Below are 18,726 nucleotides of genomic sequence, written 5' to 3' on the forward strand. Positions count from 1 at the left end.
ACACCAATACGCTTCAGACGCTGTTCCTGCCGGTACAGCGGCAAGCCATCGGCATACTTACTGATGGCCACGTACGCCAGTGTGCCAGGTGAGGCATTGCTCTTGGGAATAGGCTGTGCCGGTCGCGGAGTTGTTTTGATCTTGCCTTCGCAGGATATACAGCGATACGTGCGGCGCACGTGTTTGAGCACGCGCACCTGTGCCGGGATCAAGTCGAGTTGCTCGCTGGCCTTCTCGCCGATTACTTCCAGTGGTGACTGACAGGCATCGCATGTGCAGTCTTCATCCTCAAGCTCGTGGACAACTTCAACACGCGGCAGGTCTGCCGGCAGCGGCTTACGGCCGCCTTTGGCTCGACGATAGGATGAGACCTGTTGCGAGGCGGGGTTATCAGCCGTGCTGTTAACACTTACGTCATCGCCATCATCTTCGGTGGCTACTGTCACTTCGGCTTCATTGAACACCAGCGCCATTTGATCGAGACTGAACCGCTCAGAACGTGTGCCAAAGTGTTGGTGACATGCGAGTTTGATTTGTTCTGGCAGCTGGTTGATGAACTGGTCTTTTTGTTCGTTCTTTTGCTGCAGCTGATGCACCAGCGACTTGAGCTCGTCGAGATTGTTCGGCAAGTTGTTGGTCGCCTTGTGCATGGCCTGTATTTTACCACGCCTCACGTTACAACACCGTATGGTGCGGTAAAAATGCATGACCTTGCATCAGTGTTAAGTCGTAACCGTCAAGCAGCCAGTTGATCTGTTGTACGTTCAGTTCGACTATGTCGAGGTTCAGCGTCAACGGCCATTTGAAGCGTGATTTTTCAAGGCGCTTCATCCACAACACAAAACCGTTTCCTTCCCACACTACCATCTTGACCAGCTTGCGATTGCGGCTGCAGAACACGAACAGTGACGAGTTAAACGGATCAAGATCCATCTCGCCCTCAACGATCGCCACCAGGCCATTGATCGCCTTACGCATGTCGACTGGCTCGCGATGCAAATAGATCGCGCCGGTGTCAGGTGACGGTCGAATCACGCCAGACGACTCGCAACCGTCATAATCTCTCGCAGCGACACCCCATCCAGATCACCGGTAAACTGAACACACACTCCGTTAGGCAGTGTTACACTGCAATCGGTGGAGGCAACCTTTGCTGGTACCTTGGCGACCGGCACGAATGCTGCCTTCGGCTTCTTCTCTGGCAAAAACCCACGGCGTGTTAACGCTGTCTTCCATTGGTAGAGGTCTTTGACCTTTAGCTTGTGAGTAGCGGCGTAGACGACCAGGGTATCAGCGCTTGCTTCAGCTGCATTAATATGGTCGAGCCAGTGTTGCTGGCGTTTGGTAATTGACTTCTTAGGCCTGGCCATCGATGAGCTCCTCGGTGTGAACAACAGCGAGAAGCATCGCATTGGAAAACTTAACTGGGAAGGACGCCCTTTATGTGGCGCTTACACTTCATGCCGGCTATCAATGTTGCGCCCCCGGTGGAATCAGTGATTTTCTAGACTTGTCGGGCTGGTGGGTATAAGGGACGGTACTGTAATCCCAGGACGGGGCCATGGTTACAAACATAGTCATGACAATCTATATGAATCACCAGCGATCTTCGCGCCGCACGCGCCGCCAGTCCCGCTCCATCGTTTTGGTGGGCCGATAGGCCATTCGACCAGCCACCAAGGACAAAATCTCGGACGCTGTGACCTGTAGACCTGAGCCATCGAGCACTTAGCTACCAGTCAACAAGACGCCGATCATCATTATCAATGGCGAAATGACGAAGAAGGTGGTGGTTCTATTCAGAGTTTTCCACCCATTCTGCATCGCTGTAGATAGTTGTGTGCTTTAGCTAGAAGATCCACACTTCGACTCCTCACACATCATCGCGTCATCACAGTTGTCGTTGATCCAGGTCGATGCCTCAGCCTCAGTGGCGTAAGGACCCTTACATCGATGAAAATCCGGCTGCAGCAATCCGCCATCATGAGTCGTACACAATTTGCTGCCTGCTCCACGTTTTCGTACTACCCACCAATTCTTCTCGTCCGGCATATTTATGGCTCCTGTTTCAGTTTAGTTGTAATGAGATCAAGGCCTCAATCGACACGGCCTCGGAGTTTAAGAGTCTTGTTACCGGAGGTTTTCAAGCACCTAGAGTGAAGGATGGCCGGCACCATCACACCCTATTTCTGAATTTTTACGAATGCCGCGGCAATCACTGCGGCTGCACCAATCACTGCTACTACTATGGAAGCTACTATGGCGTAGAAACGCTGGCGGGACTCTTTTCGAGCAAGGGCCTGGGCATGCAAGTCAATGGCCATCTTCATCATCCATTGCTTCTCGTCGCTGCTTAGCGGGGCACGCGATATACAGTCTCGATCGCGGCCTGAAAGCGCTTTGACCTGCGCACGCGTTAGCAGCTGCCCGTCATCGACATTGTATCGCTTTGGCTTGGCGCGCCGCATGAGCATACAAACGTTCTGCTTCTCCTCGTCATCATCGTCTTCGTCGTTCACGCGGAAGAACTCCGGATGCTCGTGGAACAATGCCTTCCAGCTATCTGCGGTGCGTGGCTTTACCTTGAGGCGGTCCTGAAAGTAGCCAAACGACACTTTGTAGTACCTATACGTGCTCAGCATCTGGATCCCGGCGAGAACGTCTGAAAGACGATCGTCGCCTTCAAGGTAAGGATTCTTTGTCGTCTTCTGAGAAGAGTCCATTCGCAATATCCACTGGTCCGGTTATTGTAGGAGTAATATGTCTTGTCGAATTCTTGTGTCGATTTCTATTACACTATTGGTACATAATTTAGTTGTATCGTACACTATTTGCGTCAGCAATCTTAAATCCTTTATTACCATATATTGCACAGTCTTGATATTATGAATCTAAGAAAGCTAGACTTCGCAGAGGAATTTGTGCAGCTAGTTGATGCCGCGTCAAGGCATCTTCGTTCATCGCTAGTAGAGTAACTCAACAAGTTGAGCCTTTTAGTAAATCAGGCAAACGTGTTGCTGTAATTAGACAGAAACAAGGATCGTTCGACGGCTCCATCCATAAAGTTTGTTGGCGAACAGATACCTAGAGCGGTCGAGGTCAGTCGACGTATAGAGGAGATGCACGGAAGTGGCCTGGTCGAAACCACTAGGGATATTGCTGACAGACGTGTGTGGCAAGTAGAGCTGACAAGCGGCGGTAGGAAAAAAGCGAATCGAGTAAGAAAAGTATTCCGAGACAAAGCCGCTGCATTGACAAAGCACACGAAAATGCCGAATCTCGTCTCTGGCATTGAAGCATTGAAGTCTCTACAGCACAAAGCGCTAGAAAGAAAAACCGTTAGAACAATCGAGTAGTACCGCGAAGAGATAACTCAGAAAGATAGAAAACAAATAACACTCAGACAGGGACGGGGTAGGCGGATGAAACTTAGCGTTCGACTTAGGGAAGTTTTTGATCCCATCGAGATTTCTTCATCTGAACTACCGGCCGACTTCCCAACGTTCGAACCCAAACAAGTTGAATCTATTCACATATATGACCGATCACAGGGTGATGCTTTCACACTGTCAGGGGTCGAATTCAACCAAGTTGATGCCAAAGAGGGAGAAATCCGTATCGGGTTCTTGGTGCCTCCAGTATCACCTAGATCTCCTAGCGAGTGGGGGCGTGGGCAGCCAGTTCTGCTAAAGATAGAAGGTCATCAAATCGTCTACGACGTATCTCATGTTGAATGGCGTTTACGTAACTCAGAACCGCTCATAGGAGAACTCGGAAAGACGGCAAAGGCCGGCAACAAAGCGCGAGTCAATATTAGGTCCCTACCGTTCGACGATTCAGGATTGTTCAATCCAAAAGTCAAGTTGAAACAACCTTTGCTCAACAGGCGTACTCACAGAGTAAGCGTCCAGTTGAGGGAAAAGTCGGGAAGATTGGTACTCATGGTGATGCCTTTGGTTGGTGAAGGCTGGGAGATTAAGGTTTCTGGAACAACACTCACTGGTTGGGAGTCTTTTAAGTCGAAGAAAGAGGCTCGTGAGAAAGATCACGGGGTCCCTCTGCTTCTTGGTCTGACAATCGGACACGAAAGATGGACCTATGGCATATGCCGGTTGCCTGGCCAGTCATCGAACGTGGAGGCTACGCAACAGTGGAACGAAAGAGTACTTAGTGGAATGACAGGTCGTTTCATAACAGAACACGGCAGGCCCTGGAACCCACTACCAAAACTGCCAGAACCGACCAGTACTACACGTCCGATAATTGTCAGTAATGGCGTGACAAGTAGCCGCCAATCGCTATTTTGGTTCGGTTTACGTTCCCAAACCACCAAGATCCGTTACGACTGGCGACTGGCGGAACATTCCACAAAGCCTGAGCCTTTGACGTTTGATTACAAGCCGCCCGACTGGAATGTAGGCGGTGGTTTGGAAACGTCACCGTTCGCGGGAGTAGACACGGTTTTCGCGGAAACGGTGGTGCGACATTCATTCGATGATGCTGACGGCGCGAAGAAAACACTCGAAATGAACTATGGGTCGCTAGGCGTAGAAAACACGGATGAAAAGTACGTTGAGTTCGATGGCATGGAGTTCGACTTTAGCGAAGTGTCTGGAGCTAAGGTCCGATGCGAGATTGATGGATGGGAAAAAACAAGGGTTTCAGGATGGTTGCTAAACTCTGACCTTACCGCGCCTGGCACTCGGGGTCGTTACTCCGCGGCTGGCGGCAGGGGTGAACGATTCTCAACATTGACATCCGGGGGTGACGAAGAGGCTCAAATTGTACGACCGAGCATACCGTCTATCGGTGTTCTAGAGGGGAGCGGCGACTCAGGTGCCGAACAAGAAGCATCGCTTGAAGGCGATTTTGCGCTGACGACAAGAAGCAGCAAAGGCGGAAACCAACTGGTACAGGCAGAGCTCCGTACAAAAATCAAGAACAAGGAGCTCCCGGCCGCTTTTTACTTCCAGCACAAGCCGTTCCTACTCACACTTATAAAGGGCCAGAAGCACGACCCAGAGGGCGGTAGCACTGTTGCAAGATGGCGGAATGACGACACTGACCAGCCGCAGTGGCGTTCGCCGTATCGCTCGGTTTCAATAGCGTTGCCGGCGCAGGCGATCGGTGAGGAGATGGAAAGGGGGAACCGCTTCTGGAAGGACGGTATCCCTTATATGAAGGAAGAGGCACCGATACACTTCCGCTTCTCCCCCAGCACCGAACTCGAGTTGAGACCCGATAGAGGGAAACAACGGTATAAACCGCTGCCGACCAATCTTCGGTGGGTCGTCGATGATGCGGATGTAATGTCGTTTCGCACCGAAATGGCCTACCCCGTTGCGGTCAAATTCGAGCGGGACGCACAGGAACTTCCTGATCTCCGACTACGAGAATCGAGTACGTTTTTCGGTTCAACGGTTCAGTTGCTGCCAGAGAACGCCTCTGATGTATTCGAGAGAACCCTTGAAGGCGAACTGCTCATAGATTGGGCAGCGACGAAAAATATAAAGGGCTACGACGAGTTCAGGGTCGCGGATGTGGCCAGCGCAGCTAACTTTAACGCCCGAATTTCACGACTTCACCTCACGAATCCACAAGGTCAAACAAAAGGCTTGAATCTGCGACAAGGGCTGTCGATGGAGATTCGGTCGCACGGCTTGAACAAAGGAATTGATGGCGCCACACCGCCTCTGATGTCTCCGCTTCCAGAAGATCAGGACGATCTTCGTCCGATTGAGAAACAAGAAATAGAGTCGTTCCTAATTGACACGCAGCCGGACGAAGGAACTGGCGATGAAGACAAGGAAACCAAAGCAACGCCAGACTGGGGTGACGAGAGTAACGGGGCTTTCCGCGGTGGAGTCCTGCATACAATTGAATTCAAATCCGAACTCCTGGCCGTACTAAGAAAACCGTCATCGACCCATGGATCGATTGACGAGCTGTCATTCTCGAACTTGGGTGCGTCGGGCAACGGAACCTTCGAATTCGATAACAAGAAAACCAAGTTCAGCGTTGAGGTACGCGATGGGCAGATAGCGAGATTGCTCAAGATCCGAATTGGCCGAATTGGGATTGTTTGGAATCGCGCGTATCACATAGTCGTCTACGAACGAACAGTAGTCCCGAGCGCCCAATTCGAGGATCAACAACGAGATCACGACCACTTGGGTCGCCCAGTGCTTCGAAAAACTGAGGAGTACATCGAACCGATCGATGTAACTCGACCTTTTGATAAGGAAAAGAGTAAGGATAAGAACAACTCGGTAGGTATCGACGGGTTTGAGGTAGTCTCACCACGAATTTACGTTGATAGCGCGTGGGGTACGGACCTGGATGGAGAGGGATACACGATTCCTCTCTGGGATGGAGGACGTAGCGAGAGGACAGAAGAAGAGCGAAAGGGGGGCTGGTACTACCCGAAGCCGAAACTGGCTTTCTACGGCTTAAACAGCACTGGCAGTACCTGCCGAAACACTTGTCGCAATCCAGACGAACTTGTTTTCTATACGAGCACAGTAGACACCTCCAGCAATCCGAGTGACTGGGATGCAAGGAAAGGAGTCGATGCCGCGGCAGGACTGTGCCTACTGGGTGTTATCACCCCGATACTGGAAGTCCCTGCGGAGGTGAATGACTTCATACAGAACCCGGCGACTGTGCGTCCGCGGCCAGATGCAATTAGGCGACCCGGATTTGACTTGTTGGTCGACGCCGATGGTGCAATAGACATTCAGAAGGGTCGGACGAATAAGCCTGTTTACGCGAAGCTTGATCTTATCTCGATGGCAAGGACTGCGGAATCCGGCGGACTATCGCGAAAGGACCTGTCGAAAATACAGGACATAGGTAACGTCGAGGCAAAACTTAAGGAAGTTCGGAACGCTGCGAACGCTGGCACACAGATTAGCAATGCAACCCGTCGGCTTCGGGAGTGGATTGACAACCTTCCCGAGAACGTTCTCCGATATCAATGCGAAGACCTCGAACGGAAGCTACTGGAGGAACTCGACAGTCTGGAGATTGCAGCGAAGCGGGAAATAATTGGCGTTTTCACAAACCTGAAAGACAACTTGCCCGTCATTCCTGACGAGGAGGAAGTGAAGGCGACTATCTGGGAGGACCTTGTCGGGCGGCATCTGACCGATGGATCGTTGTTGACGGAGTACGCCAAAGACGCGCTGAACTACATTGACTCAGAAATTCTTGTAAAGCCAGGCAATGAACTCGCCAATCTCGAAGGGGAGGCCCGTGAAACGCTATTTGGAAAGCTTCGCAGCGCTTGTGATGGCTACTCAAGCAGCCTGACCAGGGCAATCAGAAAGCTTAAGACCGGGATTTTGGAAGATCTGACATCCGCTTCAGCAGAGCTTTCAGGCGCATTAGATGATCTAGATGTATTTGCCAGCGAACTTCACGCCTTTTACGAGGAAGCAAAAGCAGGAAATGCCTGGGCAAACGAGAAGGCCAAGGAGGCGCGCCGATCTCTGAACAAAGCCGACCGTCTATTAGCAAGTAAGTCCGCCAATGGCTTTGAGTCGCTAATTGACCGCCTGCGGAAGTTTTTGGCGATGCTCGACAGCCTGTTGGCCGTAGCCGAGACCGTTAACGTTGAAGACCTGAAGAGTGTGCTTGACGGCGCTATTGGCGAAGGACTGAGCAATTTAAAAAGTACGCTGGAGTCAATAAAAAAAGCAATAGACGAAGTTCGCACGACGATAGAGGACAAAGCAAAGAGCGCTATTGAGGATATCGTCAGGAAACGATCGAATTTCGAAAAATTACTAAAGGACGAGCTTCAAGAAAAGAACGAATCCCGGCAAGCGATTGAGATGGTTCGGCAGGAGTTATCGGGAGCTGGAAACTCGATCATTGAAGACCTGCGAGTATTGGAAACGGAAAAACTAGGCGAGCTTAGAGAAGCTACCCACTCACTCGTTGTCAGCGTATATAAGGACGCCCGTGGTGCTCTTGATGTGTATGCGGCGTTTGGCGAGGCGGTTGAAAAAAATGGGGCCTTCTGGACCTCCGAGGTCGAAGAGTTTGCAACTGAGGCACGCAAGTTTATTCAAGAAAATGCGGCGAAACTATGCGACAACATTGAAGAACTAGAGGACGAAATCAATGACCGGTTGCGCGCTGCAGAAAAGAAGCTGAGAAGAAAGGCCGGCGATGCTGCTAAGGAACTATTTGACGAGGAAACAAGGGAAGCGTTGAAAGCGTTTGACAAGGAGACCAAGCAGCACATTAAGAAGATTAGGGAAGAGCTGGACAACAACGAAACAATAGGAAAAGTCGACTCAGCTATTAAGCTCGGAAAGGCTATTGGTGACTTGCCGAAGTTGCCTACACTTTCGTTTAACGTAGATAGAGCAGAATACGTTTTCGACGACATAAAAACGCAGCTCGAGACCTCGCAGTTCGCATCCAAATTTAAAGAGATTGACGCTGGCCTAAAAGAACTTGGCGTGAGCCTCCCCTCTATCGAGATTGGGGAGGAAATGATTCCACAACCCATTCGCGATCTCGATTTCAATAAGGTCATCGACAGCGTCGGTGGAATGGACTTCTCCAAGTTTTTAGAGAGATTTCGGCTTCCGGAACTTCGTTCTGATCAGTACAAGATCACCCACGACATCGACAAGGCCTCGCGCTCCGCCTGGGTCAAAGCAGAGATCAATCTTGAGGAGAAAAAGCGCCAAGAGCTGTTTGGCGAGGGCGGACTGACCGTATTTACTGAAAAAATGCACGCAAAGGCGCTCACGGAAGTGAGAGTCTTCGCCAACGGCGAGAAGAAAACTACCACAGACGGCGAGTACAAGGCGGATTGGGCTCTTAACTTCGGCGGCGCGGACCTTGTGATGTTCCGCGAGGTGACTGTTCGATACGACGGTAACAGTTTCGATTTTGACATTGATCCAAACAAGATCGAGTACCACCCATCATTCAAATTCATATCCGACCTCGCGCAAACGCTTGAGGAATCCCTACCACCTTGGCTGGAGCTTATTAAGGACGGACGAGGGCTGCCGATCGGCGCACGGGCCAAGATGGACCTAAAAATTGACAGCCCTCCCCCGCTCGGGCCCATAACACTTGGCCCGCTGCATCTGCTCGGCGGCCTGGAGATGAGACTGGCCAATCATGGCGAGTTTGTACTACAGACGGTGGCCGGTGTGGGCACAGAAGAAACACCCATCATGGTGTCAATTGGCTGGTTAGGTGGTGGTGCCTGGATCACTTGCCAGGCCACCCGAGCAGGTTCGGGAGAAATAACCTACCATGCAAACTTTGGTGTCGGACTGGGCGATACCAAAGCAATCAACCTAGCCAGCGTGGCGAGAGGCTCATATACCTACTTGCTTTACGCAAGCGCTATTTTCGATGACAAGACCGGCGGGCTTCTGCGTGCCGGACTAACGATTCAGGGATCCGCAAGAATACTCGGCATTGCCAATGCTTACGTCTTCCTCGGGTTGTCGGTAACTCATAAAGACGGTGGCGGCACAACAGGACAAGGGACACTTCGGGTCAAAATCAAGATGAGCAAGTTTTACACACTGCGCGTCAACAAAGGCGTCACGAATAACTTCTAGGAAGAGCGATCATGGCATACACGTTGGGATGGGCTGTTTCGGCCAACCAGTACAGTGACATAAAAAATGAAGATGGGACTCTTCTGGTGTCAATGAGCTGTGTAAGGCCGTTCGTGGAACAAACTAACGGGACCGACACGGTATCTGACACCATTGGAAAGATGCGATGGGATGGCCGCGGACCCAAACACGATTCACCTGACCTCCCTCCAACAGATCTTCAGTTCTTCTATCCGTGGTTGTGGATGAACGTTACGTGGGTGCTTTGGATTAAGAACGGGAGCACCTGGGAGGCTGGCCCTGAGCTAGAAATCGTTCCCGGAACGGCAGCATTGAAAGAAGAATGCGTCGATGCGGTAGAAGCGGCGATGAAAGAGGAAATTAAGGAGAAGGTAGAGAACTGCCCCTATCCGTTTTCCGGCGCATCCGATGACGCCTATGCAAAACGTGAAGACAGCTTGAAGAATGCGATTAGCCTGGTACATGGTTTGGGCCCGTTAAGCCAGCTGGTTCCACCGCTTTCCATGCACGTCTTTAAGCAGTCGGTGTTTCTATCGGTACCAGAAATCGACGCGGAAGATGAGGTTCTAGTTGTCGCTGTTCCACGATTCAACGCAGACGGTCATAGGTTCGACGCGGAAGAAGGAGGCGTTGTCGAGTCGATAGGCGACGACCTGTGCGCCGTGACCTACCCCGGGGCTGAAGATGGAGAAAATAGGCATGTCTTTTGTATAGAGCCTTTTCGAGCCGACAAGAACGCAACTTCAAAAGCCCCGTCGCTAAAGGCCAAAACCGCCGAAGACGCCGAGGCCTTAAAGGCACTTAATATTGGATTGCGCGAATTCGGCGACTGGATGTTACCAGCCAAGATCATGGGCGATGCGGTTCGTTCGAGACTAACAAACATTCGCTCTGGAGACACTAGTCCGCTCAGGGATCCCGCAAAGATAACGGACGAGGATGCTGAAAAACAGGAAACCAAGCGAAAGGCAGCAAAGAAGGCAAAGGAGAAACAAGCAAGATGGCTTGTTGCATGCAGAAAGGCCTGGAAAGATGGCTGGAGAATAATAGAGCAGCGCAACAGTGACAGCCACGTCAGCGCGTTCATGGCCGATGCGGCGATTACTTCCGAAATTGACGACATGGAAGCGGCGCTAAATTCCGAAGATGAAACCATGGATCATGTCGACGTAGACGTACTGACCACGATTGGCAACTGGAATGTTGAATCAGTGTACTCAGTAATCGCTGAGTTGCCAAGACTGGAGCTTACGGTTGAGTCCCGGCGATCACTGTTGGAGCTTAGCGTACGGTTCACCGGTAACGGATGGACAGTTGATAGCGATTGGACTTCTACGGATCAGGTGCCGCGTCCTTACGATCACGTAATCTATTCGGCTCTCACAGACGAGGAAACCGAGGAGTTAGTAGGCGATGGTTCGTCATTGTACAGTCTATTCGATCTAAAAGGGTGGAGTGCGGGCGACTCGGAGGCCCTGATCAAGTCGATTGAGGACGCGGATTCGAATGCCGTGAGACACACCTTTGCGAATACTAGAGAGCTTGTGAACGATGTGCAGCAAGCCTTACCTAAGACCGACCCGAGCGGACGAGTCGACGATAGAGATGGAACGGACGCTCTAGTTCGTGCGTTGGATAAATTCCGGGTGGATGATAGCAGGGACCACGTCGCCGTATCTCTACTGCTGAGCTCGTTGAACATGAAAGTGCAGAGCTATCTGCCCGAAAGGCAAAGCGCTCTAAGAGAGTCACTAAGTGCTCTACGGGAAACACTACTTTCTTATGTCGACATCCCGACTCAGACTCAGGTACGGCGCTTTGCCATCGGTAACATGGTTGATGATGGGGCGGGAAACGATCTTGAGAGGTTCCGATGGGTTCGAAACACTGTCGCCAAGACTGTTCCGACAAATAGTGCCGACGAAGGCAGTGATGACAAACCCTGGTACGTGAAGGCGCTCAGCGTTGATGAGGACGCTTTCGTTGAGGCTTACCGAGACGCGGATCCCGGCGATCGTCCCACGTTGGCCGCCGCAATCGGGGACAGAATAAAAGGTATTAATGGTCTATCGGACGAGGCAGTTGAACAGTCAACGGCAAAGGCGTTCCGTGAGTACTGCAGGGCGATACAGCGTGAACGACATACCGCAAAGAAGATCGTCGATGAAGGGCTGGACATTCCTATCTGGAGTATCGAGGACAACCAATCCGTGGAAGACCACAGCCTTCGCGGTGTCGCAATCGCTTTGCGTGCCGAGTTGGATGATCATGTCGAGCCAGCAAATTGGATTACCGATGCGGAGGTTGCGTTCGTCGAGAAGGGACAGAATGGGAATGCGTCAGATTCGAAGCGTTGGCTTCTCCTCGCAGAACCAAATGATGAAGCAGATACCGTCCATACTGCAATAGGATCAGCGACCGTCGCAGCATCTGAAAGTCAAGGTGAAGCAATAGTGGAGATACTCTTCACTGGGACGCCCGTATGCGCAGCGGCCGGCTTAGGGCAACGAGAAGCAGACAATGTTGAATACGTGAGGTCAACGCAAAAGGTGTCTGGTGAGGATATCGATCGTGACCAGACTGCCTGTCTCGACTACGTATGGACGGAAGAAACAGAAGACGGGGATGGGTACAACGGGGTTGGTGAATTGCCGCTACTGGGATTCGGCCTAATGTATCGCGACGGCCAGGCACTGGTAGACCATGCAGGGCTCGTTCTCACGCCCTCGGCAAGAGATGAGACGTTTCCGGCGCAGTTAAGGAAACCTGCTGATGTCGTCAAATTGAATCCTGAAGCGCGTCAGTACCTGTCCCATCGCCGACCGGACAGCCCTACTCTGATGATAAGCGATTCAACAGACGCCAAGCATTTCTACGGTGTTTCCAAGGAAACCAACATGTGGCGGACTCTGGAGGAACGCGGAGAGAATTCGGCCGCAATCGGGTTCATAGTCCCTCAAATAAGGAATGGCGAGGAGTCTGTCGCGGATCCTATGTACGAACAGCGCAGCGCCAGCACAGAGGCCACTTACAGGCTTCGACCGCCGCAAGCGCCCATGCCTTTCGTCGAACAATGGTTAAACACCGACGCCGTAGCGTGTGCCGCACGGAAAACCAACTACCTCAGCAATGACTTTTTCCAGACCAAAAGCAGAGAAGACATCTTGACCCTTCGAAGAGCGGCGCGAGAGACCTATGCGGACGTCGCAGATGCTCCAAATAAGCGGTGGAACGAGCTCAAGATGGCCTACGATCCGTCCATAGCCAGGTTTGGGCTTGAGGTTCAATGGTGGAAGAATGGAAAACCAATCGACAAGGACTTCTCGAAGGAGATTCCAAACAAGGGTATTGATAAGGATCTTACGCTCGCCACACCGGACGATGCCTCCGTATCTGTGGTTGTCAAATCGGCTGATCGAAACGAATTGCTTCCCGATCAGTCTTCCGGAATAACAGTACTGTGTGCGCCCGGCGTGTGCGTTGAACTCCGTGCCGTTAGCCTGGTCGATACGGCGTTTGTACAGAACAGGGATCCGTCCAATCGAAAGCCCGGGGCTCGACTTGATCGACGCTGTTTCGAAGGCGATTCGGAACACGAAGAATACAAAGGGTACTACGCGATCGCAGGTCTACCGTCCTACGTCGAATGCGGTCCCGCCGGGGATACTTTCCCCGGGCGACTGAGCGAACCAATTCTGGCCATTGATCCGCCAACCAATTTAGTTCCAAATCGATCAACTCTTCGGTTGAGGAGCGACGTAAACATCGACGCTTCTTGGTATTCCGCTCTTCATATTGAAAGGCACAACTGGCATTGGACGGGGCACCCGGTTGCTTTCCAGGGGACCGATGACAGCCTGCCCAAGAACATTCTGGCGTTCGCGGACGTTGGCTCGTACCGAGACACACGGTTGGTGGAACTGAAGAACAATTTTGACGAGGTCAATAACAATGCGTGGGAGGTAACGAAAGATCAGATCATCGATTCGCAACGGTACAGGGATGGCTCCAGACCCAGTGGGTACCTAGCCTACGCTGCGCGGCCCCTGCTACGTTTCCGTAGCCGTTTGAACAGCAAGGACGACAGGGTACTGGACGCCGAAAAGCAACGGCTAGCGATCGGCCGGGTCATAGGCGGAATTCGACCCAGAAATCGGCTGCCGGAACCAGTACACCGATTCAGCCTTCCGCTTTCCGAGTCGTACAGAGGATCAAGCGACAAGAGCAGTCTTCCGGAACGTACCGGCAACGGCTGCATGTTGGTCTTCGATGAAGAGATCATGAGAACCGACGACCAAGCCGCATACGGCGGCATTGGTGAGTACATAGATGTCGACTTGGTTGATGCGCGGCCCTTCGCACCTCGCCTAAAGGGGAAGGAAGGCGAAGACGTATATCTCAAGCAGATGGGCCCGAATCCGATATTTGCGGAGCAGCCCGATCGCGACACGCTTGACAAAGTTGACATCGAGGCGGAGTTGCCGTTCGGCTTGACCTACGACCTGGGTCGAAATGCAAAGGTGAACCAGAGTTGTGTTGTATTGTTCCCAAGAGGTCTTGGCGGCAAGTGGGGTTTGGCAAAGGTTCGGACGCGACGTATCATATGGCCCGAGTACTTTGTGGAGTACGACAATAACCAAACGAAAGAGAAAAAGGAGTGGTTACGAAAGGAGGGACGCGACCTGGTACCGACTGATATGGCCGTCGATGTAGAAAGTAGCGCCACTGTTTCGGCGATAACGATTGACGAGCAGGCACTGACGCTGCCCAAACTCCCCAAAGGCGATCACCGGCTCACAATAACCTGGCACAAAGACCGATGGGGAAGCGCCCTTCCCCCACACTGGCGCCCTGCTGTCACCATATGGGAACGTGGACGTTCCGGTCGGTGGGAGAAAGGCGAGAATGCAACACCGTACGTTCAGCCAACAACCTGGTTGTTCCCAAAGCCCGACGAAGATGGCCGAAGCGATGATTCCACCAAAGGATTTACGGCGGCAACAATCGGTGATCAATTCGACATCGGTGTAAAGACAACCAATGGCTCCAAAGGGATTCGGATCAATCGACTCGAAGTGAGCGACTACACCGACCCGCAATGGATTTCATTCATCGGTACATTCGAAAACGAATCGCTTGGCGGCGCCATGGAATTCGAGCTGAAGTCTGGCATCGGAGAGCTTTTATTGCGTCAAAGTGACAAAGGCATCGACTTGATGCCTGTGGTACGAAACCGCGAGGAGCTATTCCAATCGAAGGGCGGTGAGCGCGTGCTCCGTACAACCTTTCATCTTCTACTAATGTTCGAACCAACCAACTCCGTTATGCATGACGACCAGCCCGAAGGACTGGGCAAGCATATCGGCACATTAGAGCCAGAAACAAGAGATAGAGAGGGAATCACGTTCAAGATCATTGATGGACAGATACCGAAAGAAGGACGTGGATTCTTGATTTCGTTCCAAGTGCCCAGTTCACTGAATGCAAGCGAGAAGAAACGGATTGAGGATGCCAATTCGTGGCAGGAGATTCTCGATGTTGTCTTTCCGCCTATCGATGAATCGAAGGGGCTCAATCAGATTGAGGCGCTGGCGAGACCGTTACCAGAGATTATTGGGCCAATCACGCTGTCATTAGAAGGAGTGGATACTGATAAGATAGCGGACAGTTCAAAGCAATCGGTGGCGTAAACGCCGCCACGAACGGCGATACTGCAATGGTCTTTTGTCGGCGACTTTTCGATACGCAAGCAAGGAAAAGCTAATGAAAAGAACTTTCGCTCATGAGTACTATACCTGACTAATGTTTCAGTAGTTCTCGATCAGGGTAAATCGGTATCTTCCTGATATACATTGCCTTACCGGTTTCTCACACCGATGCCGACATAAAACGACTTGCAACATTCTCGTCACTGACCGTCGAAACAGGTCACAAGGTAAGGTGCGGTGTTGCTCTGGTCATTGCCCTCCATTCCTCCCGTAAGCCTCCCCGTCGATGACAGAGTTCTGAACTAGAGTTTTCAAGCTTTTCCAGTTGCCGCCGGAACATCGCCGGCGGTATGTTTTCTAGTCTATCGTGCTGTCGTTTTTCGTTGTATTCGGTCATCCATTTGCACGTAATCTGGCGCACCTGGTAGAGTAATTCAAACACGTAGGCGTTCAAGACTTCGTGCCGATACGTATGGTTAAAGCGCTGGATTAACACGTTTTGGTTGGGCTTACCAGGTTGGATAAATCGAAGCTCAGTGCCGTTGTCATCGCACCAGTCCCTGAAGGCCTGAGCAATGTATTCAGGACCGTTGTCCACTCGTATCGCTCCCGGTTTACCGCGCACTCGACCAGGCGCTCCAGAGCACGTACGACCCGCTGAGCTATGATTGAGGTATCAATAACGATCTCCAGTACCTCTCTCACACCCTCGTCAAGGATGTTCAACGTACAGAAGCGACGCGAGGTCTGGTAAAACGTATCGATCATGAAACCCAGAGACCACTCTGCATTGACCTCGTATTTCACCAGCATCGGTTGCAGCACACGCTGCGGCAGACTTCGCTTCTTTCGGCGGGGCAGATTAAGACTCAACGCTTTGTACACGCGGTAAGTGCGTTTATGATTCCACTCATGGCCATCCAGGCGCAGTCGGTTGTGGCACTTCTAGAAGCCCCAGCGCGGGTGTTTCTCTATCTTCGTGTAAATTGCGTCGATTACGTCTTTGTCTCGGTCTTGCCAGTTCACAGGATGTCGGTACCAGCTCGAGCGACTCATTCTCATAGCGCGACTGGCCATCGCTTTTGACAGCTTGTGTTCCTCCACCAGATACTCTGCAGTATCCCGTTTCTCCAGTGGGCTCAGAGCTTTTTTTCGATGAAGTCCTTCAACGCGTGGTTCTCCAGCGCCAAGTCAGCATACATTAGGTTCAGTTTTGACAGCTTGGCCTCCGTTTCCCGGAGCTTGCGAAGATCGGAGGCTTGCATGCCTCCATATTTGGATTTCTTGTTGTAGTACGTCGCATCACTGATACCGTGGCGCCTGCAGATATCCTTCACCTTAGCGCCAGCATCCGCTTCCCTCAGGACCGATGCGATCTGTGACTTGACCTTACCCCTTACAAAAGCTGTAAATTATTTGAAGGTCTTCACTGGAACACCGCTGATCCTGTTACTTGCTTATTGGGCGGACCGTAAAGATCCCACGGATTACTGCCGTCATCCGGACTTGTGGCAAATATTCTTTGTGTTCTTCCGCTCAAGCTCGCATACATCTCAAACGCTGGGAACGGTTCTACCACGGAACCAGATTCTATCATCACCTCTATATTACCCTCAGCATTCCGCTTAACAGCCACTAAAATTTTCCAATTGATTTCAGGCGCACCGGCAAGGACGCACGGATTACCAGCACCGCCCTCGATCAAGAATGTGCACCCGCTTCCATTCGACAGATAGTTCTTAACTTTTAAATTACTTCTATTTGCTTCTTCATTGCACTCGACGTCACCATCTTCACAATCACATTCTATCGTTGCATCGCAGGTATGCCTTTGACTAGATAGGCTAAAGTCATTCAAAGATATTCTGACCTCTGTTCGCATTCGGGAACTAGCATTTGCCTGCTCGGAGAAAGACCGTTGATCCGTATGAAAGCAATCATTTAGTGGTGTTGGACCCGGAATCATTGTGGCTCCACCGCCTCCAGGCACCTGCCGTGTATAGCCTTGTATTTCCTTTGGTATAAAACTCGCAATCCACACTGTCAACATCGAGGTCTCCTGATTTAACAAGCATTCTGAGTGAGCCAAGGCCACATCGTTATTCTAATGCCCCCATGAACCTACGGCACATAAATTGTTGGGTCAAGTCATCAGTGCTCTCGATGTGGTGCATACGGCGTGGCTTCTGTGATGATCACAAATTGTAGTTTTAAACACTTTGTGAATACTCGACACCTGCGTAACGTAGTAATGGAATCTATTCTACGAGTCGCAACTAATGGTTATCTAGGTCTCGCCTTACATGGACGACTTGACTTGCATTCTTAAAGCTAACCCATGCTTTTGGTACATAGCAAAATTAGACTATTATTAGAAGAAATTGAATGAGTAGACAGTGCTATCGTCTTAAGCTAGCACGTCAAGAGCCTTATCGATATCGGTAATTAGATTAGTAGTTCGGGCGCTTTACGCCAAAAGTAGCGATCAGCGGCTGCGGGTAAACTTATGGACCGACAATGGACCATAGAGGAATAAGAAGAAGAGAAAACCACAGGAATCCTCCACGTTGCAAACACGCCTCAAAATATGAAGATTATTTGATCCGCAATAAAAGACCTTCCGGAAAACTATATGAAATTGATCATCGGTAAGCGCAAGCCAAGCCGTTCAAACTTTTTCAAATCTACCAGAATGATTCACTCAAGCGAAAATACTCATAGAACTATTGTTCATTGTAAACACCCGCCCCCCTTCGTAGCCTATTACTAGTGTCTGATAACGGACGAAATTCATGCAAACAAAATGTTCGATTCGAAAATGAATACTTGACAGTCTACGCATAGTGCCGCCGAGTACAGCATAGAAATTCATCCTGCTGCACGCCCGGCCAGGAACCTATTCTCGAAGCTTCCTCGCCCTATGGGAATTGTTGAGCAATTTGATAAAAAAGGCCTTCGAAACTGACATGTATTGCGACCGCTGCATGCAATTGTCAACGACAAAGCTCTAAACGTTATCGACAACTTTGACTTACTTAATGTCGAGGGTGATGATATCACCTACAATTAACTGACCAGATTAACTATGTCACTAAAAGATACCAAAATGGTCTAGTGGCTGCCGGAAAACTAAATGAGCGTTAGAGAATTTAACTTGGAAATAATGCCTGATCAGACGACATGGTAGGGAATCTGCGGGCCTCTGTATTTGTGGCGCCCGCAATACTTGGTCACAACGTGGTCACAACGCCAAATTCAAAAAAACACAAAAAGCTCTAACCGTATGTTTTTACTGGCGCCCCGACCACGATTCGAACGTGGGACCTTCCGCTTAGGAGGCGGACGCTCTATCCAGCTGAGCTACCGGGGCTATTCGTTGGTGACGTGCGCAAAGTTTA

Annotated in this window: 7 protein-coding genes, 1 tRNA gene and 1 pseudogene; 2 read left to right on the forward strand and 7 right to left on the reverse strand. The window is 51.0% G+C overall.

The annotated features are described in order from the left end of the window. From AAF465_07730 to AAF465_07745, 4 genes are all read right to left on the reverse strand, one after another. On the reverse strand, positions 1–674 hold a 674-nt coding region (locus AAF465_07730), incomplete at its 3' end, for an IS66 family transposase zinc-finger binding domain-containing protein (protein MEM7082609.1). Between the two features lies 1 nt (position 675). Next, positions 676–1,035: an IS66 family insertion sequence element accessory protein TnpB gene (tnpB, locus tag AAF465_07735; GenBank protein ID MEM7082610.1), complete on the reverse strand. Its 360-nt coding sequence runs from the start codon at positions 1,033–1,035 to the stop codon at positions 676–678. Then, entirely contained in the window at positions 1,032–1,370 is a 339-nt protein-coding gene (locus tag AAF465_07740; GenBank protein ID MEM7082611.1) for a hypothetical protein, read from the reverse strand. Before AAF465_07740 ends, tnpB begins: the two co-directional genes overlap by 4 nt. Positions 1,371–2,183: 813 nt before the next feature. Then, positions 2,184–2,723, reverse strand: coding sequence for a hypothetical protein (locus tag AAF465_07745; GenBank protein ID MEM7082612.1), 540 nt, complete (start codon positions 2,721–2,723; stop codon positions 2,184–2,186). A 699-nt stretch (positions 2,724–3,422) separates the two neighbouring features. On the opposite strand from AAF465_07745, the gene AAF465_07750 reads away from it, so the two are divergent. Beyond that, positions 3,423–9,599 (forward strand): hypothetical protein, encoded by a 6,177-nt coding sequence (locus AAF465_07750; protein MEM7082613.1) that lies wholly within the window; start codon positions 3,423–3,425, stop codon positions 9,597–9,599. Between the two features lie 11 nt (positions 9,600–9,610). Further along, entirely contained in the window at positions 9,611–15,310 is a 5,700-nt protein-coding gene (locus tag AAF465_07755) for a hypothetical protein (protein MEM7082614.1), read from the forward strand. A 304-nt stretch (positions 15,311–15,614) separates the two neighbouring features. Here AAF465_07755 and AAF465_07760 read toward each other — a convergent pair. The 3 genes and pseudogenes from AAF465_07760 to AAF465_07770 form a co-directional block, all read right to left on the reverse strand. Further along, positions 15,615–16,704, reverse strand: a pseudogene (locus tag AAF465_07760) (IS3 family transposase). A gap of 50 nt (positions 16,705–16,754) precedes the next feature. Further along, complete coding sequence (locus tag AAF465_07765) at positions 16,755–17,378, reverse strand: DUF3238 domain-containing protein (GenBank protein MEM7082615.1); 624 nt, start codon at positions 17,376–17,378, stop codon at positions 16,755–16,757. Between the two features lie 1,243 nt (positions 17,379–18,621). Further along, positions 18,622–18,698 (reverse strand) — tRNA-Arg (locus AAF465_07770). Between the last annotated feature and the right edge of the window lie 28 nt (positions 18,699–18,726).

The organism is Pseudomonadota bacterium, assembly GCA_039028935.1.
In the GTDB taxonomy this organism is placed as follows: domain Bacteria; phylum Pseudomonadota; class Gammaproteobacteria; order Steroidobacterales; family SZUA-146; genus SZUA-146.

Excerpts from the sequence above, each read along its gene's own strand:
- AAF465_07755 (MEM7082614.1), top strand. The coding sequence starts at position 9,611 with ATGGCATACACGTTGGGATGGGCTGTTTCGGCCAACCAGTACAGTGAC.
- AAF465_07740 (MEM7082611.1), bottom strand. The coding sequence starts at position 1,370 with ATGGCCAGGCCTAAGAAGTCAATTACCAAACGCCAGCAACACTGGCTC.
- AAF465_07750 (MEM7082613.1), top strand. The coding sequence starts at position 3,423 with ATGAAACTTAGCGTTCGACTTAGGGAAGTTTTTGATCCCATCGAGATT.
- AAF465_07745 (MEM7082612.1), bottom strand. The coding sequence starts at position 2,723 with ATGGACTCTTCTCAGAAGACGACAAAGAATCCTTACCTTGAAGGCGAC.
- AAF465_07765 (MEM7082615.1), bottom strand. The coding sequence starts at position 17,378 with ATGTTGACAGTGTGGATTGCGAGTTTTATACCAAAGGAAATACAAGGC.